Origin of the sequence: Glaciecola punicea ACAM 611 (assembly GCF_000252165.1) — a bacterium.
Taxonomy (GTDB): Bacteria; Pseudomonadota; Gammaproteobacteria; order Enterobacterales; family Alteromonadaceae; genus Glaciecola; species Glaciecola punicea.
Genome location: NZ_BAET01000013.1, coordinates 43,751 through 67,473 on the forward strand (window position 1 = coordinate 43,751; position 23,723 = coordinate 67,473).

18 protein-coding genes are annotated in these 23,723 nt (G+C 44.5%); 10 read left to right on the top strand and 8 right to left on the bottom strand.

The window, feature by feature from the left end; genetic code table 11:
- The first annotated feature begins 184 nt into the window (after positions 1-184).
- The gene (locus GPUN_RS06345; RefSeq protein WP_040520499.1) at positions 185-442 is read left to right on the top strand and encodes a DUF3081 family protein; all 258 of its coding nucleotides are present in this window, start codon (positions 185-187) and stop codon (positions 440-442) included.
- A gap of 127 nt (positions 443-569) precedes the next feature.
- Entirely contained in the window at positions 570-1,556 is a 987-nt protein-coding gene (lpxL, locus tag GPUN_RS06350) for an LpxL/LpxP family Kdo(2)-lipid IV(A) lauroyl/palmitoleoyl acyltransferase (protein WP_006004628.1), read from the top strand.
- Positions 1,557-1,758: 202 nt separating this feature from the next.
- On the opposite strand, the gene glnE is transcribed toward lpxL, so the two are convergent.
- A complete protein-coding gene (glnE, locus tag GPUN_RS06355) occupies positions 1,759-4,830 on the bottom strand; it encodes a bifunctional [glutamate--ammonia ligase]-adenylyl-L-tyrosine phosphorylase/[glutamate--ammonia-ligase] adenylyltransferase (protein ID WP_006004630.1) in 3,072 nt (1,023 codons plus the stop codon).
- A gap of 97 nt (positions 4,831-4,927) precedes the next feature.
- Between glnE and GPUN_RS06360 the strand changes: the two genes are divergently transcribed.
- The gene (locus GPUN_RS06360) at positions 4,928-5,842 is read left to right on the top strand and encodes a DUF350 domain-containing protein (protein WP_006004632.1); all 915 of its coding nucleotides are present in this window, start codon (positions 4,928-4,930) and stop codon (positions 5,840-5,842) included.
- Positions 5,843-5,873: 31 nt separating this feature from the next.
- Here the strand turns inward: GPUN_RS06360 and GPUN_RS06365 are convergent, their stop codons facing one another.
- A complete protein-coding gene (locus GPUN_RS06365; RefSeq protein WP_040520505.1) occupies positions 5,874-6,188 on the bottom strand; it encodes a GIY-YIG nuclease family protein in 315 nt (104 codons plus the stop codon).
- Positions 6,189-6,366: 178 nt separating this feature from the next.
- Here GPUN_RS06365 and GPUN_RS06370 point away from each other — a divergent pair, with 178 nt between their 5' ends.
- The gene (locus tag GPUN_RS06370; protein WP_006004637.1) at positions 6,367-8,757 is read left to right on the top strand and encodes a heavy metal translocating P-type ATPase; all 2,391 of its coding nucleotides are present in this window, start codon (positions 6,367-6,369) and stop codon (positions 8,755-8,757) included.
- 174 nt (positions 8,758-8,931) lie between these two features.
- On the top strand, positions 8,932-9,573 hold the full coding sequence (locus GPUN_RS06375) for a deoxynucleoside kinase (protein WP_006004639.1): 642 nt from the start codon (positions 8,932-8,934) through the stop codon (positions 9,571-9,573).
- A gap of 79 nt (positions 9,574-9,652) precedes the next feature.
- On the opposite strand, the gene GPUN_RS06380 is transcribed toward GPUN_RS06375, so the two are convergent.
- The gene (locus tag GPUN_RS06380; RefSeq protein WP_006004642.1) at positions 9,653-10,042 is read right to left on the bottom strand and encodes a MerR family transcriptional regulator; all 390 of its coding nucleotides are present in this window, start codon (positions 10,040-10,042) and stop codon (positions 9,653-9,655) included.
- A 70-nt stretch (positions 10,043-10,112) separates the two neighbouring features.
- Between GPUN_RS06380 and GPUN_RS06385 the strand changes: the two genes are divergently transcribed.
- Both GPUN_RS06385 and GPUN_RS06390 read left to right on the top strand, forming a co-directional pair.
- Positions 10,113-10,739, top strand: coding sequence for a cation diffusion facilitator family transporter (locus GPUN_RS06385; RefSeq protein WP_006004644.1), 627 nt, complete (start codon positions 10,113-10,115; stop codon positions 10,737-10,739).
- 386 nt (positions 10,740-11,125) lie between these two features.
- Entirely contained in the window at positions 11,126-12,142 is a 1,017-nt protein-coding gene (locus GPUN_RS06390; RefSeq protein WP_006004647.1) for an NAD-dependent epimerase, read from the top strand.
- Between the two features lie 31 nt (positions 12,143-12,173).
- On the opposite strand, the gene GPUN_RS14600 is transcribed toward GPUN_RS06390, so the two are convergent.
- Genes GPUN_RS14600 through pyrG form a run of 4 tightly spaced genes read right to left on the bottom strand, consistent with a single transcriptional unit; the run spans position 12,174 to position 17,856 of the window.
- On the bottom strand, positions 12,174-14,225 hold the full coding sequence (locus tag GPUN_RS14600) for an ABC transporter transmembrane domain-containing protein (RefSeq protein WP_006004649.1): 2,052 nt from the start codon (positions 14,223-14,225) through the stop codon (positions 12,174-12,176).
- 38 nt (positions 14,226-14,263) lie between these two features.
- Positions 14,264-14,896, bottom strand: a complete 633-nt coding sequence (locus tag GPUN_RS06400) for a hypothetical protein (protein WP_006004651.1) — start codon at positions 14,894-14,896, stop codon at positions 14,264-14,266.
- 6 nt (positions 14,897-14,902) lie between these two features.
- Positions 14,903-16,198, bottom strand: a complete 1,296-nt coding sequence (eno, locus tag GPUN_RS06405; RefSeq protein WP_006004653.1) for a phosphopyruvate hydratase — start codon at positions 16,196-16,198, stop codon at positions 14,903-14,905.
- Between the two features lie 26 nt (positions 16,199-16,224).
- Positions 16,225-17,856 (bottom strand): CTP synthase, encoded by a 1,632-nt coding sequence (pyrG, locus tag GPUN_RS06410; protein ID WP_006004655.1) that lies wholly within the window; start codon positions 17,854-17,856, stop codon positions 16,225-16,227.
- A gap of 480 nt (positions 17,857-18,336) precedes the next feature.
- On the opposite strand from pyrG, the gene GPUN_RS06415 reads away from it, so the two are divergent.
- Complete coding sequence (locus GPUN_RS06415; RefSeq protein WP_006004657.1) at positions 18,337-18,627, top strand: GIY-YIG nuclease family protein; 291 nt, start codon at positions 18,337-18,339, stop codon at positions 18,625-18,627.
- A 172-nt stretch (positions 18,628-18,799) separates the two neighbouring features.
- On the opposite strand, the gene mutS is transcribed toward GPUN_RS06415, so the two are convergent.
- Entirely contained in the window at positions 18,800-21,508 is a 2,709-nt protein-coding gene (gene mutS / locus GPUN_RS06420) for a DNA mismatch repair protein MutS (RefSeq protein ID WP_006004659.1), read from the bottom strand.
- Between the two features lie 265 nt (positions 21,509-21,773).
- On the opposite strand from mutS, the gene GPUN_RS06425 reads away from it, so the two are divergent.
- A complete protein-coding gene (locus tag GPUN_RS06425) occupies positions 21,774-22,277 on the top strand; it encodes a CinA family protein (RefSeq protein ID WP_006004663.1) in 504 nt (167 codons plus the stop codon).
- 314 nt (positions 22,278-22,591) lie between these two features.
- Positions 22,592-23,662, top strand: a complete 1,071-nt coding sequence (recA, locus tag GPUN_RS06430; RefSeq protein ID WP_040520510.1) for a recombinase RecA — start codon at positions 22,592-22,594, stop codon at positions 23,660-23,662.
- The last annotated feature ends 61 nt before the right edge of the window (positions 23,663-23,723 follow it).

Consider the following 23,723-nt stretch of genomic DNA (forward strand, 5'->3'; position numbering starts at 1 on the left):
GATTTAAGTTTAGGGCTTAATTATGTTATATTTTGCATATTGGCTTAAGTGATCTCTTTATGGCAAGTGCCGTTGATACAAGTAACGAGTCTGACTTAAGCAAAGGTTAAGCGTGAATAAGCATGGTTGGGCAATATGTCATCGCCTTACTAAACGCTTTTATATTTATGCAAGTGGGGAAATTATGAAAAATGAGCTAGACAGTAAGTTTTTACTAACAGTATTTGAAAAAATTAGACTAAACGGAAAAAAAGAGGACGAAAAGTACTCGCTTGAAGGCGTAATAGCATTCACAGATTTTGACGGCTACACCTTATTCATCGAAGACGCTCTGGTGAAGCTTAGTTTCGGCTTTCATAATCAATATCATTTCGATTATGCCTCGAGCCGTCACTTCGACGCGTTCGAAAAGAAGCTGAAAAATATAGTGGCGAAGTACTAAGCTTAAATAAGAGGCGTTTCTCATTATAGGTAAATAGTTATAGGTGGTAGGCAAATAGGCATTATTGTAAACTACAGGAATAGTTTATCATGTTCGCGTAAACGAACATTCGTATAAAGGAAGCATATTGTCTACATCGCCTGAAGCGCGGCTTACTCCATCATTATCGGCGTCTCCCAGCATAAAAAAAGTGATTGCACCTAAGTTCTCTTGGCGCTTTTTGTTGCCCAATTATTGGCTAATTTGGTTTGGCGTGCTCATTTTATATAGCCTGACGTGGCTACCCTTTGGTCTTATTAAAATGTTAGGTTTGGGCTTTGGGAAGGTAATTAAGCGAGTTGCGCCAAAACGCGTGAAAGTGGCAAGGCGCAATCTTGAACTTTGTTTTAAAGACTGGTCAAGTGCGCATGTAGAAGCGGTAATAAACGCCAATATTAATAGAACCGGCATGGCATTGTTTGAAACTGCAATGGGCTGGTGGTGGCCAAGCTGGCGCGTGCAAAAGCACTGTACAGTAGAGGGCTACGAGGCAGTTCAAGAAGTATTAGACAGCGGTAAGGGAGTGTTTGGACTGGCCCTACATAACGTAAATCTAGAAATGGCGTGTAGAGGCCTAGGTTACAAACACAAATCAATTGCCTTTTATCGCAAGCATAACAATCCACTAATTGATTATTTACAATATAAAGGACGCACCCGCTCAAATAAATATTTTATAGATAAACGCAACGCTAAAGCGCTTATTCAGGCGATGAACGCGGGCGAGCTGTGCTTATATTTGCCCGATCAAGACTATGGTGCTAAGCAGTCTTTGTTTGTGCCTTTTGGCGGGGTCAGTAAAACTGCTACTACCGGCGCTACCCTCATGTTTGCTAGTAGAACCGACGCAGTGCCGTTTCTTATTACCTCGCAATACACAAATACAGGCTATGTGATTAAGTTTGTTTCAGCTCTTGAATACCTTGCCGATAAACAACTTAGTAAAGAAGAAGCGTTAACATTGCTCAATGCTGATATTTTAAAAGCCATTGAGCAGCAGCCTGAGAGTTACCTATGGATGCATAAACGTTTTAAAACGCGTCCAAGCGATGCGCCTGAATCACTTTATAAATAATCATTACGCCTTAAGCTTACCGTAATTGCTAGTAAAGTAGCGGCAGCGCTTAAGTCATTACCGTGCGCTAGTCGGATTATTTACGCAATAATTGCTAAAAAAGTAATGGATCCTTTCAGTCTTATTAACAGCGCCGTTAGAGCAATTGGCAAGAAAATTACTATAAAGTTAGTCGCGCAACAGTGCTAAAAATTAAGATAGTTTACCCAAACAAGGTATCGAAAACGTGCTGTACGTCTTTAAGGCTTTGTACCAGCTTCTTACTTAATTTATCCCCGCCGCGAACCAGCTTTCTATTGGCCAACTGTACTCTGTGCGTGGCATGGCGCAAGGTTAAATAGGCGTTTGTTAGGTTTTTCATCTGGGTATCATCAATTGTATCAATGGATTGCAAAGATTCAAGCAGGCGCAAGTTATCTGACCATTTTGTTATTTGAGGCTGCTTATGGGCGTTGGCTAAAATCCAGAATTGCACCATAAACTCAACGTCTACTATGCCGCCCCTAGTTTGCTTTATATCGATGAGATCAGGTATTTTAGACTCTAAGTGGCTGCGCATTTTTTCACGCATCTCTAGCACCTGTTGTTTAAGTTCGCGGTTGTCTCGCTGTTTGCACAGTATTGCATGGCGAATTTGGTCAAATTTTAAGGCCAGGCTCGCGTTTCCAACCACTACGCGGCTTCTAACTAAAGCTTGATGCTCCCAGGTCCAGGCGTCTGTTTCTTGATAGCGTTCAAAGGTGTCGATATGACTCACCAGCAGGCCAGAATTGCCAGAAGGGCGCAAGCGTAAGTCTATGTCGTATAAAATACCGTTGTAGGTTTTGGTGGTGCATATATGGCAAATTCGCTGCACGAGCTTGATATAAAACTCTTGGTTTGATATTTGTTTACGCGTGCCGGTATTGTCTGTACTAAGCGACAGGTCGGCGTTGTGCGTAAATACAATATCAAGATCTGAGTCATAGCTTAGCTCAATGCCACCAAACTTGCCGTAGGCGATTAGGGCTAGCTGTTTCGTTTCGCCCGATGGCAAAATAGCGTGCCCAAATAGGCTCACAATTTGCTGCCAGGCCAAATCAATCACCTGCTGCATAATGACTTCGGCCAGCAGCGTTAGCTTGTCGCTAACTTGATTAATCGCTAAGGTGCCCGATATGTCAGCCGCGGCGATACGAAGCTGGTTGGTGTGTTTAAATTCGCGCAGCCGGTCCATGATTTGTTCTTCGTCTTTTACATCAACCCTAAGCATAAATTGACGAAGTTGATCTGCGCACTGGTCTTTGTATTGGGCTAAAGAAAGCGCGTTTTTGTCTAGATAAAGCGGGTGTAGCAACTCGTCAAGCAATATAGGATATTGGGCAATTTGCTGGGCTACCCAAAGGCTTTTTTTACACAGGTGCAGCAAACGGTGACGCACCTGAGGGTACTCAAGTAGCAAATCGATGTACGTAACACGCCCGCTGATCGTTTGTAAAATGTAAAACACACCTTGGGCTTGGTCGGTAAATACGTCGTCGTCAAATTCACCTTCAACAAGGACCATTTCACACAGCAATAGCGGCATTAGTTTATTGATCGAATTAAGGGCGCGTGGGCTTACCCCAGCGCGTTCGGTTTTTTTCTTGAATTTTAAGATATGGTCAATAAAGATTACAGCGGCTTCTTCATTTAATTGCTCTTCAAGCGCTTCAATAGCTTCTTCTTTTTGCAGTGAGAGCTGCCAAATATCGTCAAGCGCATCTGCTATTAATGAATGAGCGTGTGTATTTACCGCGTTACTGGTATCACTTTCGTCACCGGCGTCACTGGCGTTGTTGCGTTTATCAGCGGCTGCACGAATACTAGGGGCTTGGAGTTTATTTGCGTCATTCACAATACTGTTAAAAACCAGATGGATGCGCGCCATACAGCCACTTATATTGGCCCTTGACTGCGCATAGTCGCTATCGCCTAATAGTGTGCGTAAACGCGCTTGATTGTCGCGCACGCTGGCTTCGTCGCTTTTACTGCTAAAATGGGGCAGTGTTTGCGTTTGCTCGTCATTGAATATTTGTAAATAATGTTCAACCTGGCGTAAGTATAAGTAGTCATCCTTAAGCTGGCGCATATCTACATCACCGGTGAGCGCCGAGCTTTGCACCGCCTGCATCGACGCTAATATAGAGCTTAATTGGCAATTGAGATGCCTGCCGGCATGAATTAGCTGCAGGCTTTGTATAAAGAACTCTACCTCTCTAATGCCGCCTTCGCCGAGCTTAATATTGTGGTTAATTTGCCGGCGCCGCACTTCTTTTTCTATCAAACCTTTCATTTCGCGAATAGATTCAATGGTGGTGAAGTCGATATATTTTCGGTAAACAAAGGGTCTTATAATATCATGCAGGCTCTGGTTGTAAGGAGTGTCATTTACAATGCGCATTTTTTGCATGGCAAAGCGCTCCCACTGGCGGCCTTGCTCTTGGTAGTAGCTTTCAAGTGCGCTAAACGGCAGCACCAGTGGACCGCTGTCTCCCATTGGCCTTAGGCGCATGTCTACTCGGTAGGCGAAGGCGTCTTGGGTTATTTGGTCTAGCATGGTAATCAGTTTTTGTGCCAAACGGGTAAAAAACACTTGGTGTTCTATCGACTTCTTACTGACTGTGTGGCCTTGCGTTTCGCCTTGTTCTGGGTAGGTGAAAATAAGGTCAATGTCAGATGAAAAGTTAAGCTCGTTACCGCCTAGCTTGCCCATTGCTATGATTAACAATGGCTGATTGTTTTGAGGCGCGCCATAGCGCTTGCATAAAGCAGCATATAGACAGTTATGGGCGGCGTTAATAATGCTATTGGCGAGTCGTGACACCGCTAGCAAGGAAGTTTCAATGCTTTGCAATTTATGAATATCAAAAAATGCAATTTCTAACATGTGAATGTGGCGGAAACGGCGCACCAAAGTGCCAGCTTCAATCTCTAAAGCTTGCGGCGTGGGCGCGGTATCTGAAAGCGCAGATAGTTGCTCACTTAACTGCCGATGCGCGCTGGTATAGAAAGAAATATCGATCAAGTTTCCTGGTGTACTTACACTCTCAAACGCGCTATTTATGTTGCTTAAAATTTGCGAAAAAGCATGTGGATACTGCAATGCCACTTTTTTAATGAAGTCACTGTAGGCAAACGCGGTCACTATTTTGTCTTCATAGCGTAGCAGTAATTCGATTGGCAAAGCTTGCTCAATAAAATTTTGCTCTAGTAGTCCAAAATCAGTGCTGGCTTGTTGTAATTGTTTTTCCATCGCTTCTTTCTCATTACAATGCGTTAATACGCCGTGAGTAGTGTAAGCTAAAACCTCAGGCAATATCGAGAATAAATATAATAATAGGGTAGTAAGTATGGATCAGCTGATTAAACTGGTGGCGATTGAAAACGACTTGGCTATTTATCTTGTTATAGACATCGCCATTGCTGTGGCGATGCTGTTTGTTATTCGCACCCTTTCAGGCTTGTTTACTAAAGTAAATGTGAAGCGAGAACTAGGTGAAAGAGATAATTTTGCCTTTGGCATAAGTTTAGCAGGCCGCTTGCTGTCGCTCACTATTGTGCTGTCGGCGGTGGTAGGTCGCCAGGTGGGTATGGGCTATGAAGCTGCCGCTATCAGTATGCTGCTGTTTGGGGGCTCGGGTATTGTGCTAGTTAGACTAGGACGCTACGCACATGACAAAATAGTGCTGCATCGGCTTGATAGAGGCCAGATGATCACCGATAAAAACGTGTCGGTAGCCCTAGTAGATGCCAGCGCTGCTATTGCCAGCGCAATTATCACCAAAAGTATTATTGAATGGTCGGTTGGGATTGACATAAACGCCTTTATTGCCCTGTTTTCGGCTGTCATTGTAGTGCTGTTGGTTTTATTATTTGCCACGCGAGTGTACGAGTATAACTTTAGAGAAAACAACCAAGACAACTCATTCCAGAAAACACTATGCGACGGTCAAATTGCGCTAGCCATACAGCATGGCGGTAATTTGATAGGCATTGCTATTGCCGTTTCCACTGCAAGTAAAGTGCTGGTGTATTCGCCTACCGGCTACGTGAGCAACATAACAGGCTGGTTAATAGTGGGCTTAGCCTTTGCGGTGTTATTAATGTTACTCACCAGTATTACTAAGCGTATAGTCTTGGCTGGGATTAACCGGCGCGACGAAGTGGTATTGCAGCATAATATTGGGGTGGCGAGCATTGAAGCGGTGCTGTCAGTGGGCATTGCCATATTGTTTAGTAATGTGTTTTTTCAGGGGATTTATTAGTGCGCGTAGTGCGCGCTTCGGATAGCTTGTATTAACAGGTAATTAACGAATGCGTAAACGGTAGTGCAGTGCGCTGAGTGATAATGGCGACTTTACTCGCCTTGGACTGTTTTTTTAACCATAATTCAGCCTGCATGGCGGTGCGTCTATCGGGTAATTCAATGCAGTATTTAAGCGTAAGCGGCCCTTTACCTTTGAGTGCCTTAGCGCATTTGAGGCTGTTGCTACTATGTTCTTCTAGCCTGCGCTGCCAGTTAAGGCTAATGCCGGTATATAAATGTTTGTGCTTGGTTTCTAGCACATATAAAAACCAAGGGCTTGGCGGCGTTTCACTGTTATCTGTCATGTTGGTTTGCTGGCATTTATAAAGGGTAGGTATTCTCACAAAATTTGCGGCGTCAGGCAAGGTTACGCGCTTAATTTGTGCAAAATATGAGGGACGCAATCGCATTGCCGTTTACGATAAAACTTATCGCTGCTGCCTCTAATAAGTACCCCATATGTCTGTTGAAAAAGGAACTAAAATGAAACACACCTACCACATACACAAAATGACCTGCAAGGGTTGTCGTGATCACGTAGCGCAAACACTTTCTAAAGTGAGAGGTGTTGCCAATGCGTCAGTCGATTTAGAAAAAGCACAGGCAACTATTGAGATGAAGTCTCACATTCCCATTGAAACCTTTCAAAAAGCGATGGAGCAGGACGGCGGCAAGTATAGTATTCATAAACTTGGAGAAGAGCCTAAAACGTCAGAAGCCAAAAAGGAAAAACCCAAAGGAAAAGAAACGGGCACATTTTATTGCCCTATGCACTGTGAGGGCGATAAAACCTATGACAAACAGGGCGACTGTCCGGTATGCGGAATGGATTTGGTGCCTTTACAAGCAGATGCTTCTTGTGAAGAGAAGACCTATAAAAAGCTCTTAAATAAATTTTGGATAGCATTAGGGTTTACTTTACCGATTTTCTTGATTGCGATGAGCGAGATGATCCCTAATAATCCACTTTATGATGTGATGGAACAAAAGTGGTGGAATTGGGTTCAGTTTGTACTGTCAATTCCCGTTGTGTTTTATGCCACTTGGATGTTCTTTGAGCGTGCCTATAAAAGTATAAAAACGTGGAACCTCAACATGTTCACACTCATTGGCATTGGCGCCAGCGTGGCGTGGTTATTCAGTGTTTTCGGAATATTGTTCCCAGATTTCTTCCCAGCCCAATTCAAAACCGACTTTGGCGCCGTACACGTCTATTTTGAAGCGGCCACGGTAATTCTTACCTTAGTATTAATGGGGCAGGTTTTAGAAGCAAGAGCACACAGCAAAACGAATTCAGCCGTAAAAGAATTGCTGAAAATTGCACCCAACAAAGCCGTGCGTGTTGTCAATGGCACTGAAGAAGAAGTTGCCATCGATAAAATTCAAAAGGGCGATATTTTACGCGTTAAACCAGGTGAAAAAATTCCTGTAGACGGCGTCATTACCGAAGGTAACACCACCGTTGATGAATCTATGATTTCAGGCGAGCCTATTCCCGTCGATAAAACACAAGACGATAAAGTAAGCAGTGGCACTATAAATGGCAATCAATCTTTTTTAATGAAAGCCGAAAAAGTGGGCAGCGAGACCTTACTTTCTCAAATCATACATATGGTAAACGATGCCAGTCGCAGTCGCGCGCCTATTCAAAAATTAGCAGACACCGTGTCAGGATATTTCGTGCCAGTGGTGGTGATAATTTCTGTCATCACGTTTGCCGTTTGGGCCATTTGGGGACCAGAGCCCGCGTATGTATTTGCCTTGGTCAATGCTATCGCTGTATTGATTATTGCCTGTCCTTGCGCATTGGGCTTAGCAACGCCTATGTCGGTAATGGTTGGTGTGGGTAAAGGCGCTCAAAATGGCGTGTTGATTAAAAATGCCGAAGCGCTTGAAAAATTAGACAAAGTAGACATGCTTATTGTCGATAAAACAGGTACGCTTACCCAAGGAAAACCAAGCGTTGAAAAAATAGGTGTATTTGCTTCAAATTTCAGCCAAAGCGACGTACTGCATTTTATTGCATCGCTAAATAGTGCCAGTGAGCATCCACTGGCTGTGGCCACCGTAAAATATGGCAAGCAACAAAAAGTCGACATTTCAAAAACTGAAAATTTTAGTGCCGTAACCGGAAAAGGAGTGGAAGGAAGCGTTGATGGCAAAAAACTCGCTTTAGGAAACGCCAAAATGATGGAGTATGCAAACGCGACTATTTCTGCAGACATGCAAGCCGAGGCACAGTCTTTTCAAAAACAAGGCAAAACCGTTTCTTATTTAGCCATAAGTGGTGAAGTAGCGGGGTATGTCGTTATTGGTGATAAAGTTAAAGCAAACAGTGCTAAGGCTATTAAGGCTCTACAAGATAAAGGCATTGCGGTGATAATGCTCACCGGCGATAACCACGACACCGCCCAGGCAGTGGCCAATGAACTCAATCTTGCTGATTTTAAAGCGGAAATGTTGCCAGAAGACAAACTTAAAGAAGTCACAAAATTACAGCAACAAGGCAAGGTTGTGGCAATGGCTGGCGATGGTATAAACGACGCGCCAGCACTCGCAAAAAGTGATGTTGGTATTGCCATGGGAACGGGGACTGATGTTGCCATTGAGAGCGCAATGATTACACTGGTTAAAGGAGATTTGCAGGGTATTGTAAAAGCTAAGAATTTAAGTCACGCCGTGATGTATAACATTAAACAGAACCTGTTTTTTGCTTTAATTTACAATACTCTGGGTATTCCTATAGCAGCCGGATTATTATACCCGTTTTTCGGAATACTATTATCGCCTATGATTGCAGCGCTTGCTATGAGCTTTAGCTCAGTTTCTGTCATTGCAAATGCACTACGGTTAAAAACAAAATCAATAAATTAATAACTATCAAAACCAGACAAAGATGGGTTCTGTTATTTTTTCTTTTTATGAACACTCCAACGGTGTGATTTTCGTAGGAATAAACTACCCATAACAATTTTATTGTTGACTAATGACACCATAATTGAGACTACGTCCGTTCATACAGGCAAAGAAAAAAAGGCTTATATACTCATGATCACACAAGATTTTCATATCGCCGCGGTTGAAGGAAACATTGGCGCTGGTAAGTCATCATTATTAGTAAAACTACAGACTTCATTGAATAATTTGCAAACTAATGGCAAACAGTGGAAGGTATTATATGAAGAGGTTGAGAGTGATCCAATGTTCCAAAAGTTGCTATTGGATTTCACGCAAGACCCAAAGAAGCGAATTAACTTTCAGCGCTACATAACACAAAGACGCGCTGAGGTCTGTGAGGATCTAGACACACATTATAACTATATAATTGAGCGTTCATTGTTTAGTGATTTGATATTTTGTCAGGCTAATTTGATGGAGGCTTGTCGACCAGATGGTAAAGATTTGGATTACTATTATGATATTGAAGACAGGTTAACTGATTACCCTTTGGTGTCCGCTGTGGTTTATTTACGCACGGATCCGAAAGTGTGTTTTGATAGAATGCAAAGCCGAGCGCGCAGCCAAGAAGAGGGTACACCACTTAACTACATAACGCTTTTATCGGGTATGCATGATGTGATGCTGCCACAAATATGCGCTAAGTATAATACTTCATTGATCATCCATGATTGGACCTATTTTGGTTGTGCTGAGTCATTAGCAAGACGAATAGTGAGCGCGATAACTTAACTATTACTCTATGTATTTTGCCACGGTCTGATCTGCTTCGCCGCCGCACTAAAGCATATGCTCATTATTTAGGTAGCTGTTAGTTCGCCCTTAAATGCTTCAGTATTTCACAATCTTTAATTTGCTCATGATCACAACAATTCGCCAGTGTTTTCAAGTTTCGCTCTAGCTGCTCCAATTCATATTGGGCAACGCGTATTTTCTCAAGTTGCTGAAAAATTATTGTATCAACTTGCCTGCACGGCGCGTTGCCACTGCCCTGCACAACAACCAGTCGCTTTATGTCAGCCAGTGGAATACGTAACTCTTTGCAACGGCGAATGAATTTTAACGATGTTACATCTTGTTCATGATAATACCTGTACCCATTACCACCACGTTTCGCCTTTGGCAGTAAACCAATATCTTCGTAGTAGCGAATGGTTTTAGCGCTTACCCCTGTAAAACTTGCCAATTGTTTTATTTTCATTTCTGCTTGACCTTCCTGTAACTGGAAGCTTTATTCTACACGCAATCTATAGCAAAGTAACGAGAAGCAATTGAGTGAGTGCTGCGGCGTTAATGCCCAAGATAAAGAACAGCGGACTTTACTGTGGACTGTGCTTGCGCTGAATGGCGCTATGTTCTTTGTGGAGTTCATCGCTGGGTGGATAGGTCAATCTAGCGGTTTAATGGCAGACTCATTAGATATGTTAGCCGACGCTATGGTTTATATGGTGAGCTTATATGCTGTGGGTAAAGCGATTCAGTATAAAGCTAAAGCGGCATTGTTTAATGGCTGCTTACAATTGTTACTCGCCGCTTTGATCCTCATTGGTGTGGCTGTGCGCCTTGTGGTAGGCAGTGAGCCGCAAACGGGAATTATGTTTTGGATATCGCTACTCGCTCTTCTAGTTAACCTGTTCTGCTTTATCTTGCTGTATCGTTATCGAAGCGGTGATATCAACATGCGCGCCAGCTGGATTTGCTCGCGTAACGACATGATAGCCAATGTGGGCGTTATCATATCGGCTGCTTTGGTGCTGCGGTTCAACTCCTCTATTCCCGATTTAGTGATAGGCACCGTTATTGCCTTGGTGATCGTAAAGTCCTCTTTGAAAATTGTCAGAGAATCCAGAGAAATACTTAAAGATGAGGATAAAGCTAAGCCATCGTACTGCGATTAATTGTCAAATTATCGCTAATATTGGCTATGACGGTATAGTTGCTATGGGCTCGATTGTTATCAAAGATGTGCCTAGCTTGTCAATAGTGGTGGGTAAGCCTGCAAAAGTGATTAAAACACGCTACTATAGTTATCTACATTACCCACGGTATATAAGGAATTTATGCAAAAGTCATGCTTATCTAAAAACACGGTTTGTGTTGTATCTGCTAACGTTTGTTTGTATTTGTTATGCTTGACTTAAGCACCGCTGCAAAGGCGCTGGCGAAGAAAAATAACATTACTTTATGATTTAGTCAGCACTGGGAATACCTGTTGGCACTTTTTTGCTGAATGTTATTTTCGTGTTCTATTACTCACCGCAACTTACAAACATAAGACGCATATATGAAGATTCTAGTTACCGGCGCCGCTGGTTTTATTGGCGCCCACACCGCACGTCACCTCTTAGATATGGATATTGAAGTGCTTGGCATAGACAACATAAACGATTATTACGACACTAGTCTTAAGAATGCCCGCCTCGACTGGGTTAACAGCCATGCAAAAGCAGCTAAGTTCACCTTCATTAAAATGGACGTGGCGGATAGAAGCGCCATAGAAGCTTTGTTTGCCCAGCATCTGTTTACGCATGTCATTCACTTAGCCGCGCAGGCGGGCGTGCGCTTTTCAATTACCAATCCTCACGCCTATGTAGATTCTAACCTAGTCGGTTTTGTAAACATATTGGAAGGCTGCAGGCACAACAAGGTTGAGCATTTATGCTACGCCTCTAGTAGCTCTGTGTATGGCGCGAATGAGTCTATGCCGTTCTCGGTTGAAGATGCGGTAGACCATCCTGTGTCATTATACGCGGCAAGCAAAAAAGCCAATGAGCTAATGGCGCATACCTATAGCCACTTATATAATTTACCCACAACTGGCCTGCGCTTTTTCACCGTTTACGGACCTTGGGGTCGCCCCGATATGGCCCCGTTCAAATTCACCAAAGCCATTAGCGAAGGTCAGCCTATTGACGTTTACAACTACGGTGAGCACAGACGCGATTTCACCTATATAAACGACATTGTGCAGGGCGTTATTCAAACCACTATGCACATAGCCGCGCCAAATGAGCAGTGGAACGCCAAAGCACCCAGCGCCAGCAACAGCAAAGCGCCCTATAGAGTGTACAATATTGGCGCGCAAACACCGGTTCATTTATTAACGTTTATCGAGACGATTGAAAAAGCGCTGGGGAAAACCGCGGTCAAGAATTTATTGCCTATGCAGCCAGGAGATGTACCAGATACTTACGCAGATGTTGAGTCTTTGGTGGATGCCGTAGGTTATCGGCCCAGCACTGGGCTTGATGAAGGCATTGAGGCCTTTGTTGCTTGGTATAAGGATTTTTATAAGGTGTGAGACTACATTGTAAACCCTGAGGCATTTGAATTTACTCCACAAGCTGCAAATCAACGAACTCTTTATACACTTCGCTTGCCTCATAAAGCTCATGATGCTTCCCGCGGGCGATAATATTGCCTTTGTCTAATACTAGAATTTCGTCGGCATTGACTACCGTAGATAGTCTGTGAGCGATAATGATCGTGGTTTTTTGCTGCATAAGCTGCTCAAGCGCTTTTTTCACAAACTGTTCGCTGCTGGCATCGAGTGCGCTTGTGGCCTCATCGAGCAATAGAATTGGGCGGTTTGCGACGATGGCGCGTGCAATGGCTATGCGCTGCTTTTGTCCACCGCTGAGTTTTACGCCGCGTTCCCCCAGTTCACTGTGGTAGCCTTGTGGGAGCTGCTCTATAAATTCGTCAGCAAAGGCCATTTTGGCAGCTTCTTTAATATCGTCTTCACTGGCGTTTGGATTTGAAAAGCCGATATTTTCACTTACGCTGCCGGCAAATATGACCGCGTCTTGCGGCACCAAAGCAAAGTGTTTACGCACTTCGTGAAGGGGAAGCTGTTTAATTGGCTGGCCGAATAGCTGAATTTCACCATTGTCGACGTCGTAGAATCTAAGCAGCAGTTCAAACAAGGTCGATTTACCAGCGCCGCTGTGACCAACAATGGCAACGCGTTTGCCGCTGGCAACGTCAAAGCTTACATTATTAATAACTTTGCTGTTTGGTTTTTGAGCGTTTGCGTTAGTTCCTTCTTCAAATTCACCCTTGTTATTCGACTTAGCAAGTGCCGCAGTTTTCGAAGATGATAGCGTGTTCGTTGATTGAACTTGTGAATTTTGGCTTGCTGATGAGCTTGGCGTTTGATGACTCTGTGATGGCGTATTTTTCTTGCCACGCATTTTCGAAAACCGTGATTGTTTCTCTTCTTTTGGGGTAAGCAGTTCGATGCTAGCCCCCGGATAAGTAAAGTCTATGTTACTGATTGAAAGCGCTACTTCGCTCCTGTCTTGAGGGTTTATTTCGCTTAGCACAGCCCTTGAAACTTCTGTAATAGCAGGCATTTCCTGCATAAGCTCAATAATACGCTCTGAGGCCCCGGCGGCCTTTTGCAGTTCGCCAATAACCTCACTGATTGTGGCAATAGCACCACCTGCGAGCACCGCGTAAAATACAAAGGCGGTTAGCTCACCGGCGCTAATCTTTTCATCAATAACCATCAGTGCGCCCATGTAGGCGACGATGAAAATAGCGGTCATGCTAATTACCATGACAATGGCAATTAGCAGTGCTCTAAAATGGATGCGCTTGCGGGCCTGATGCATTACGCCTTCTACTTTACCGGCAAATAAAGTGCTGCTGGCGTGTTCGTGATTATAAGCCTGTAAGGTATGAATTTCATGCAGGCTTTCGTCTATCATGCCGCCTACTTGGGCCACCTTGTCTTGGCTGAGTTTGCTGTGTATTCGCACTTTATTGCCCAATACGCGAATAGGAATAAGCATGAGTGGCACCGCAATAAAGACTAAAATAGTTAAGGTGAAACTGGTAATAGACATTAGCACCAGCGCGCCCACGAACATGACAATTGAGCGCAGTGCCATGGAAACACCCGTGCCTACAACTGATTGAAGCAAGGTGGTGTCGCTGGTAAAGCGTGAAATAATCTCCCCCGTGCGGGTGTTTTCAAAAAAGCTTGGGGTAAGGGTGACTAAGTGTGAAAAAAGTGACTTTCTGATGTCGGCGCATACACGCTCGCCTAGCCATACCATCCAATAAAATCGAAAATAAGTGGCAATGCTGCCAAATACAACAACGCCTATCACGATGAAGAGCGCTTGCTCAAGGGCGTCTTTGTTGCTGGCAATAAAGCCCTGATCAACCACATATTTTATACCTTGACCGAGCAACAGCCAGGCCAGTGAGCTCAGTATTAAGGCGGTTAGCGCTATAGCGACCTGCTTTTTATAAGGCCTTAAATGACCAAACAGCCATTTTATGATTGAACTGCTGGTTTGTCGCGGCGCTGCGGCGTTTAATTGCGCAGCGGTGGCTTTACTTTGTGAAGTGCTAATGTGATTAATTCCTAACAAGTAATAATAACGGCCGGGTCAGTACAGGTATATGGGGGCTACTTAAAGATTTTCCAATCAACTTCTGTTGATAGCAAGAGTTCGCGTAAAGACAGCGCGCGCGGAATACCTTTGCCTCTGACATTCCAACAGTGACCAGCGCAGGCAGCTACGATGATGTTTTTAGTGGGTTTGAGCAGTAAATACTTAGCTTGTTTAGGCACAATGTCAAAGTACTCACCACTTTTAGAAAACCAGCCAAACTTATTTAAATGCAGCCTGTCGGATTGCATAATATCAATGCAGTCAAGCTCTATGTGGGTTACACCTAAAGACTCTACAAATATAGGCACAACGTCACCAAGCCTCGCGGTTTGGCTATACCATGTTAGCGTGCGATCTGGTGTTTGTGAACTCAAAGGGCATTTGCTACTTTGCTTCGACTGCCAGCTTCCGTTGTGCACATCTACCGAAATAGGGGCTTTGCCGTTCAGCAAATGCATGGTGGCGTTTCTAATATGATGACTTAAGCCTTTTAGCTTTCGTTTTAGTAAGCTAGGATCGCTTATTGTGCTGTTAGCCAAGACCTGCAGTTCACGCTCATACAAGGCATTGCTAAGCTCGGCAAAGTTTGGGTACTTTGCCGATAGCGAAAAAATAGTCTCTTGATGCGTGCTGTCGTTAACTGCCATTTATATTTAGTGCTGCCCTTTAATCTCGCTGCGTCCGTTGTAAACGGCCTTTTCGCCTAGCTCTTCTTCAATGCGCAATAGCTGGTTATATTTAGCCACGCGGTCTGAACGACACAGCGAGCCTGTTTTAATTTGGCCGGCCGATGTACCTACTGCTAAATCGGCAATGGTGGCGTCTTCAGTTTCGCCGCTTCTGTGTGAAATAACTACGGTGAAACCAGCGTCTTTGGCCATTTTAATGGCGTTTAAGGTTTCGGTTAACGAGCCTATTTGATTGAATTTAATCAGTATGCTATTGCCAACGCCGTTGTCTATGCCGCGCTTTAATATTTTGGTGTTGGTGACGAATAAATCATCGCCTACTAGCTGTGCTTTGTCGCCTAATATTTTGGTTAAATATGCCCAGCCGTCCCAGTCACTTTCATCTAAACCGTCTTCTATCGAGAGTATGGGGTAGCTTGTGGTGAGGTCGGCTAAGTAATCGCTAAAGCCGTTCGAGTCGAAAGATTTGCCTTCCCCGCCTAGTACATATTTGCCATCTTTATAAAACTCAGAGGCAGCGCAGTCTAGCGCTAGCGTTATGTCTTCATTCATTTTATAGCCAGCGTTTTCAACCGCGGTCACAATAATAGAAAGCGCTTGGGCGTTAGAAGTGAGGTTAGGTGCAAAACCGCCTTCATCACCAACCGCGGTGCTTAAGCCTTTTTCATTTAACAGTTTTTTCAAGCTATGGAAAATTTCGGCGCCCATTCTTAAGGCTTCTTTGAAGCTTTTAGCGCCTACGGGTTGCACCATAAACTCTTGAATATCTACGTTATTATCGGCATGCTCGCCGCCGTTTATAATATTCATCATGGGCACCGGCATTGAATACTGGCCAGGCGTGCCGTTAATATCGGCAATGTGCGCATATAAAGGCTTACCCATGCTAATGGCTTGTGCTTTTGCGACCGCCAATGAAACCGCTAAGATTGCATTTGCACCCAGTACTTCTTTGTTCTCAGTGCCGTCTAAGTCAATCATAGTGTGATCTACTTTGGCTTGATCGCCAGCGTCTAGGCCTATAACTGCTTTGGCAATTTTATCATTTATGGCGCTGACTGCTTTTAGTACGCCTTTGCCCAAGTAGCGTGCTTTGTCACCGTCGCGCAGCTCAAGTGCCTCGCGTGAACCGGTTGACGCACCAGAAGGGGCAGCGGCGCGGCCCATAGCGCCGCAGTCTAAATGTACGTCGGCTTCTACGGTGGGGTTGCCTCTAGAGTCTAATATTTCGCGTCCAACGATTCGGCTAATTTTGGCCATGGAATTTCCTTTTATAGCTTAGCTAATTAATGATTTTCTTTTTTATATTTACCCGCGGCGGCTACAAATCCGGTGAATAGCGGGTGCCCGTCGCGCGGTGTTGAATTAAACTCTGGGTGAAACTGACCGGCAATGTAAAACGGATGATCTTCTAATTCAATGACTTCTACAAGTGCTTTGTCGTTAGATAAACCGCTCACAACAAGGCCGGCCTTTTCAATTTCGCCGCGTAAGTTGTTGTTTACTTCATAGCGGTGACGATGGCGTTCATGAATTTGGGTCGCGCCATACACTTTTGCCACTTTTGAACCTTCAACAAGATGACAAAGCTGACTGCCTAGACGCATTGTGCCGCCCAAATCGGTGGTAATATCTCTGACCTCTCTGCTGCCGTCGGCGTCAAGCCACTCGGTAATTAGACCGATAACAGGGAAGGGTGTGTCGTGGTCAAACTCAGTGCTGTTAGCGTCTTCCATACCGGCCACGTTGCGCGCATATTCAATGTACGCAACCTGCAGGCCTAAGCATATTCCTAAGTAGGGCACGTTGTTGGTGCGCGCATAATGTGCGGCGGTTATTTTGCCTTCAATGCCGCGTTCGCCAAATCCGCCCGGTACTAATATGGCGTCTAAGTTAGTCAGAATTTCAGCGCCTTTGCTTTCAAGATCTTGCGAGTCGATGTATTTTATATTCACGGTAAGGCGGTTTTTAAGACCTGCGTGCTTTAAGGCTTCGTTTACCGATTTGTAGGCGTCGGGTAGGGCAACGTATTTGCCGACCATGCCTATATTAACTTCATCTACTGGGTTTGATTCAGCGTATAATACCTGTTCCCATTCGCTTAAGTCAGCCTCGGGGCAGTCGTAGCCAAAGCGTTTAACCACAATTTCGTCCATACCTTGTGCTTTTAACGCGGCGGGGATGCGGTAAATACTGCTGGCGTCGCGCAGTGAAATAACCGCCTTTTCGACTACATTAGTAAATAGTGCAATTTTGCTACGCTCGTTGTTCATAAGGGGAACCTCCGAGCGGCACACCAAAATGTCGGGCTGAATGCCTACCGAGCGTAATTCTTTTACTGAGTGTTGAGTCGGCTTTGTTTTGGTTTCCCCCGACGCGGCTAAATACGGCACCAAGGTTAAATGCATAAATAGGGTGTGATCGCGACCGCGTTCAACGCCAAGCTGGCGTATAGCTTCAATAAAAGGCTGCGATTCAATATCACCCACGGTGCCGCCGATTTCAACAATGGCAATATCGTAGCCTTCAGCGCCCGCTATTATACGGCGTTTAATTTCGTTGGTAATGTGCGGAATAACCTGAATGGTGGCGCCTAAATAATCGCCTCTGCGTTCGCGTTTAATCACTTCTTCATATATGCGGCCGGTGGTGAAGTTATTGCGGCGTGTCATGCGGGTGCGAATGAAGCGCTCGTAGTGACCTAGGTCAAGGTCGGTCTCGGCGCCGTCGTCGGTAACAAATACCTCGCCGTGTTGAATAGGGCTCATAGTGCCTGGATCAACGTTTATGTAAGGGTCGAGTTTTAACATGGTAACGTTTAGGCCGCGCGCTTCTAAAATAGCGGCCAGAGACGCTGCAGCAATCCCTTTACCTAGCGATGAAACAACGCCACCGGTGACGAAAATATAATTTGTCATCTTCTTCCTAACAATCAGATTTATGAAGAGTGCTGGGCTTACTGGCCATATTAAAAGGTATAAATAGTCGCGTTTACAAGCTATTGCCCATTAAAGTATGTATTTGAAAAGCCAGTGCAAAACACTTATTTGAGACAGTTAGAATACCGCCCTTGTTGGATAAGTAGTATACCTACATTTACACTGTTTAGTAAGTCAAAATTTGGGGCAGTATTCTTATAAATGGTGCATCTAGCAGTTCATCAAAGCAAGTTTTGTTTGAAGAAAAAAGTAGCAATCGACCTAAAGTCGCCATAAGCAAGGTGAAATCAAAAAGGGATCCTCCTCCATATTTGTAACATACACAACGTCATCCTTACGAAGGCCGTCATTCTTGCGACAGCAAGAACCACCGAAACACCACACTTAAACTAAAAACCATCCTTGTCAATATACTCTGAATAGTATATTTTCACTGCTCAATTGAAAAGGAATTCAATAATGAAACAACCATGTGTTTACATCACAACAAACCGCAACAATACAACCCTATACATTGGCGTGACCAGTAATTTGGTCCAGCGTATTTATCAACATAAAATCAAATTATTCAAGGGCTTTACTGCGCAGTATAACGTTGACAAGCTTGTATATTTTGAACAGTTTGAAGATATGGAAAGCGCCATTACTCGTGAAAAACGGTTGAAAGTATGGAAAAGAGATTGGAAAAACCGGCTTATTAATGAGATGAATCCTTGTTGGAAAGAGTTGTATTTTGATTTGATGTGTTGAGGGTGTCCTTGCCTTCGCAAGGATGACGCGGTGGATGTTTGGGGGGTCCTTGCCTTCGCAAGGGTGACGCGGTGGATGTTTCAAACCTAGATGACGCGGTGGATGTTTGGGGGGTCCTTGCCTTCGCAAGGATGATGCGGTGGATGTTTCAAACCTAGATGACGCGAGGATGTTACTTATCCTCATTCAAACGAGCTTTCAATTGATACAGCATCGCTTGGCTTTCGCGTGGGCTAAGCGAGTCTAAATCTAATGCGGTAAGGGCGGTTTCTAGCCAATGTGGCTCGTCTAGCAAAATACTAAGTTGTCTATTGGCGTCTGCTTCGCTACTGTTTTTTGCCTGTTTCTTTTTGGGCCGTTTAGGTGAGCTTAAGGGCTCATTGTCTTCAAGCTGCTCGAGCTTTTGCTTAGCTAAATCTATCACCGCTTTTGGCACACCCGCCAGCTTCGCCACTTGAATACCAAAGCTACCGCTGGCGGCGCCTTGTTCAATGGTATGCATAAACTTAATATCTTCGCCGTATTCAAGCGCGGTAACATGCACGTTTTCCACGGTTGAAAATAGCTCGGCAAGTTCAGTTAATTCAAAATAGTGCGTGGCGAATAAGGTGAAGCTTTTGGTTTTTTCAGCAAGCTCTTGGGCGCAGGCCCAGGCAAGAGATAAGCCGTCGAAGGTGCTAGTGCCACGGCCTATTTCATCCATAAGCACTAGGCTGTTAGATGTGGCATTGTGCATAATGTTGGCGGTTTCAGTCATTTCTACCATGAAGGTAGAGCGGCCAGAGGCAAGGTCGTCGGCGGCGCCTATGCGGGTGAATATTTGATCGATAGGGCCTATTTTGGCCTCGGTCGCTGGCACAAAGCAGCCTATGTAGGCCAAGATCACGATAAGCGCGGTTTGGCGCATATAGGTCGATTTCCCGCCCATGTTGGGGCCCGTCACCATTAACATGCGGCGTTTATTGTCCATGTAAATAGGGTTGGCAATAAACGGGGCCTGCATCACTTTTTCTACCACTAAATGGCGACCGTTATTGTAAGAAAGAGTATTTTCCTTGACCAGTTCAGGCTGATATAAATGCAGGCTGTTGGCGCAGTGAGCAAAGTTTGTCATTACGTCAAGCTTAGCAATGTGGGCTGCGCTGTTTAGCAAACTTGAAAGCTGCGGAATAATAACGTCGAATAAATCTTCATATAGGCGTTTTTCTAAGGCGAGGGCCCGGCTTTGGCTGGTCAGGACTTTGTCTTCATGATCTTTTAGTTCTGGAATAATATAGCGCTCATTGTTTTTGAGCGTTTGTCTTCTTATATAATCAGCGGGTACCTGAGCGCTGTTAGCACGACTTACCTCTATATAAAAACCATGCACTTTATTGTAGTTAACTTTGAGTGTACTGATGCCCGTGCGCTCTCGTTCTCGGGCCTCTAACTGGTGTAGGTAGTCGGTTGCGCCGTCGGCTAAATCGCGTAAATGGTCAAGCTCTTCGTTGAAGCCAGGTCTTATAACACCGCCGTCTCTTAGTACAACGGGCGGGTTGTCTATTATCGCTTGTTCAAGTAACAAAGCGAGCTGGGGGTATTCGCTAATGTGGGTTTTGTATAGCTTGATGTGTTGATTCGATGCTTCACCTGAATCATCTTTTGAATGTCCATCTGGCAAATGACTTACAGAATCAGTCACTAAGCCTTGTAATAAATGCTGCAGATTCGGCAGGCTCGATAGCGCAATTGACAGGCGAGCAAAGTCTCTTGGCCTTGCACTTCTTAATGCTACTCTTGCTAAAATTCGCTCTACGTCGCCTATCTGCTTTAAAACGTCTTGAAATTCTTCTAAATCTTCACCTAACAGGCTGTTTATAAGGCTATGGCGATGGGCTATCTCGTGGTGGCTAGTGGTGGGCCTGTGTAAATAACGCTGCAGTAAACGCGAGCCCATGTTAGTAGAAGTATGGTCAATCGCCGCTAACAAAGTATGCTGCGTGCTGCCAGACAAGGTGCGCGTAAGCTCTAAGTTTTGCTGAGTGGCAGCGTCCATCAATAAACTGTCGGTAAGTGACTCTTGATGAATGGCGCTTATGTGCACAAGCGAAGTACGCTGAGTTTCATTAATATATTGTAGAACACAGCCTGCGCTGCGAATTCCCACCGCCTTGGTGTTTATGCCAAAACCGTCTAGGTTGTGGGTGTCAAACTGTTGATTAAGTTTACTAATAGCGGTTTGGTGATCAAATTCCCACTCGGGTCTTTTTCTTTTGCCATTTATGTTGTTTAAAAGGTGCACAAAACTGGCACCTTCTGGATAAAGTAGTTCAGTGGGCTTTATACGCGCTAAATTAGCCTGTAAAGCTTGCTCAGACTGGCAGTCAAGAAAGTTAAAACGCCCAGATGCAAGCTCTATGTAGGCAATGCCAAAGGTATGACTTGTGTTGTTTTCGCCACTGTTTACACTATTAGCACTGTGTCGTTTTTTTTTGCTCGCGCAAACCGCCGCTAAGACCGATTCACTACGCTCGTCTAACAAAGCTTCATCTGTAATAGTGCCTGGGGTCAGAATACGCACAACTTTGCGATCAACCGGTCCTTTGGAGGTGGCCGGATCGCCCACTTGTTCGCAAATAGCGACCGAAAGGCCCATCTTAACCAGTTTAGCTAAGTAATTTTCAGCGGCGTGATAAGGTACACCGGCCATAGGAATTGGGTCGCCATTGGCTTTGCCTCTAGCGGTAAGCGAAATATTCAGTAGCTGAGAGGCTTTTTTCGCGTCGTCAAAAAAAAGCTCATAAAAATCGCCCATTCTATAAAATAGCAGCTGTTCGGGGTGCTCAGCTTTTATTTTAAGATACTGGGTCATCATTGGCGTATTTTCAGGTTTGTTAGACATATTTATTATTATCTTTTTAATGTGTGGCGAAAATGTAAGAGGACGACGCGATATTTACTTTATTTTAAAACGCCACTGGCAGTTTAACCATGGTGAGTCTTAATGACCATAGATAAGCACTTTTCTTAGCGAATACTGATTATTACTGCCACTTAGGGTGGTAATTGGTGACTCAGCATATAATAAATTTGTACCCGCGATTATGGGCCTTTGTGATCATTACGTGTATTCTATGAGAATTATGAGCAACTAAAAAGATGTAGCCTTGATTAACTTTACGATAAATCAAAAAAAAGAACTTGCGACCACGCTGGGTGAATTATTACTCGCCAAAAATGCCACAGTCGCTTCCGTAGAATCGTGCACTGGCGGCGGGGTTGCTAGCGCAATCACCGAGATTGCGGGCTCCTCACAGTGGTTCAATCAAGCGTGGGTAACCTACTCTAATGATGCTAAGCATTCGCTAGTTGGCGTAGACGCAGATGTAATAGACTCATTTGGCGCTGTCTCGCAGCAGGTGGTTATTCAAATGGCAGAGAAAGGCGCGGCGCTTGCTAAGGCTGATTTGTGCATATCAATTAGCGGCGTGGCGGGTCCTGGCGGCGGCAGTGAAGACAAACCCGTTGGTCTTGTGTGGTTTGCAATAGCAGGCAGTGGCATCAAAACCACCTATAGCTTTAATCGACGCTTCACCGGAGATCGTTCTCAAGTGCGAGAGCAGGCAATCGTACTTGCGCTTAAAAAACTGGTCCAATGCCTAGCAGACTAAACCATATTGAGTCTGTTACCATATAACGGTATTACTAGCTGCTTATACGTAAGCAGTTTGCTACTTTTATACATTTTACCTTTTTAGGGCTGTAATTGTGTTTAATGGCTGAAAAAACAGTTAGTTACTAAATAACTTAAATAAATTATTGAAACTGTATGATTATACAGTATACTTGCGATATAAATGATTGCATGCATGGTTTTACAAGCTTATATTTATCGCGCTTACATAGCCTATTCTACATAGCTGAATCACCCTACATTACGCAAGCCGAACATAAGATCAAACCAGACGTTAAAAGGATATCTATTGTGAGCGACAAAAAGAACCAAGCGCTAACCGCAGCTTTAGGGCAAATTGAAAAGCAGTTCGGCAAGGGCGCTATTATGCGCTTAGGCGACAACCAAGCACTTGATATTGAGTCAATATCAACAGGCTCACTCACTATCGATATCGCCTTAGGCATAGGCGGTTTGCCATGCGGCCGTGTTGTTGAAATTTACGGACCAGAGTCGTCGGGTAAAACAACCTTAACCCTACAGGTTATTGCCGAAGCACAGAAAAAAGGTAAAACCTGCGCATTTGTCGATGCAGAGCATGCTTTAGACCCAATTTATGCAAAAAAGCTAGGCGTAAACATAGATGAGTTGTTAGTGTCACAGCCCGACACCGGCGAGCAAGCTTTAGAAATAGTCGATATGCTAGTACGATCAGCAGCGGTTGACGTGGTTGTTATTGACTCGGTGGCTGCACTTACCCCGCGCGCTGAAATTGAAGGCGACATGGGCGCGTCGCACGTAGGGCTTCAGGCGCGATTAATGTCGCAGGCTTTACGTAAACTTACCGCTAATATTAAACGTTCAAATACCATGGTTATTTTCATTAACCAAATTCGTATGAAAATTGGTGTAATGTTTGGTAACCCTGAAACGACAACCGGCGGTAATGCGCTCAAGTTCTATGCATCTGTTCGTTTAGATATCCGCCGCATTGGCGCAGTTAAAGACGGTGACGAGGTAGTAGGCAATGAAACCCGAGTGAAGGTGGTCAAAAACAAAGTGGCGCCGCCCTTTAAACAAGCCGAGTTCCAAATTATGTACGGCTCGGGCATTTCTAAAGAAGCTGAACTAATCGATTTAGGCGTTAGCCAAAAGCTGGTTGAAAAAGCAGGCGCGTGGTACAGCTATAACGGTGAGCGCATTGGTCAAGGTAAGGCTAACGTGGTGAAGTACTTGAAAGAACATGTATCGATGGCAGAAGAAATTGAAGCTAAAATTCGTGCTGAGCTATTAATGCCCAAGGCAAAACCTGCAGATGACGCTGAAGCAGTCGCAGAGTCAAAGGCGCCAAAAGCTGCCAAGCAGGCAAAAGCACCAAACTAATGTAGTGGTTCATTAAGTAGACACTTGTCACCAAGGCGCTTAATACCTTGGTGCTCGATGT

Bases quoted from the DNA above. Each gene is read 5' to 3' on its own strand.
- GPUN_RS06345 (WP_040520499.1), top strand. From the start codon at position 185: ATGAAAAATGAGCTAGACAGTAAGTTTTTACTAACAGTATTTGAAAAA.
- glnE (WP_006004630.1), bottom strand. From the start codon at position 4,830: ATGGAAAAACAATTACAACAAGCCAGCACTGATTTTGGACTACTAGAG.
- GPUN_RS06360 (WP_006004632.1), top strand. From the start codon at position 4,928: ATGGATCAGCTGATTAAACTGGTGGCGATTGAAAACGACTTGGCTATT.
- GPUN_RS06365 (WP_040520505.1), bottom strand. From the start codon at position 6,188: ATGACAGATAACAGTGAAACGCCGCCAAGCCCTTGGTTTTTATATGTG.
- GPUN_RS06370 (WP_006004637.1), top strand. From the start codon at position 6,367: ATGAAACACACCTACCACATACACAAAATGACCTGCAAGGGTTGTCGT.
- GPUN_RS06375 (WP_006004639.1), top strand. From the start codon at position 8,932: ATGATCACACAAGATTTTCATATCGCCGCGGTTGAAGGAAACATTGGC.
- GPUN_RS06380 (WP_006004642.1), bottom strand. From the start codon at position 10,042: ATGAAAATAAAACAATTGGCAAGTTTTACAGGGGTAAGCGCTAAAACC.
- GPUN_RS06390 (WP_006004647.1), top strand. From the start codon at position 11,126: ATGAAGATTCTAGTTACCGGCGCCGCTGGTTTTATTGGCGCCCACACC.
- GPUN_RS06400 (WP_006004651.1), bottom strand. From the start codon at position 14,896: ATGGCAGTTAACGACAGCACGCATCAAGAGACTATTTTTTCGCTATCG.
- eno (WP_006004653.1), bottom strand. From the start codon at position 16,198: ATGGCCAAAATTAGCCGAATCGTTGGACGCGAAATATTAGACTCTAGA.
- pyrG (WP_006004655.1), bottom strand. From the start codon at position 17,856: ATGACAAATTATATTTTCGTCACCGGTGGCGTTGTTTCATCGCTAGGT.
- GPUN_RS06415 (WP_006004657.1), top strand. From the start codon at position 18,337: ATGAAACAACCATGTGTTTACATCACAACAAACCGCAACAATACAACC.
- mutS (WP_006004659.1), bottom strand. From the start codon at position 21,508: ATGTCTAACAAACCTGAAAATACGCCAATGATGACCCAGTATCTTAAA.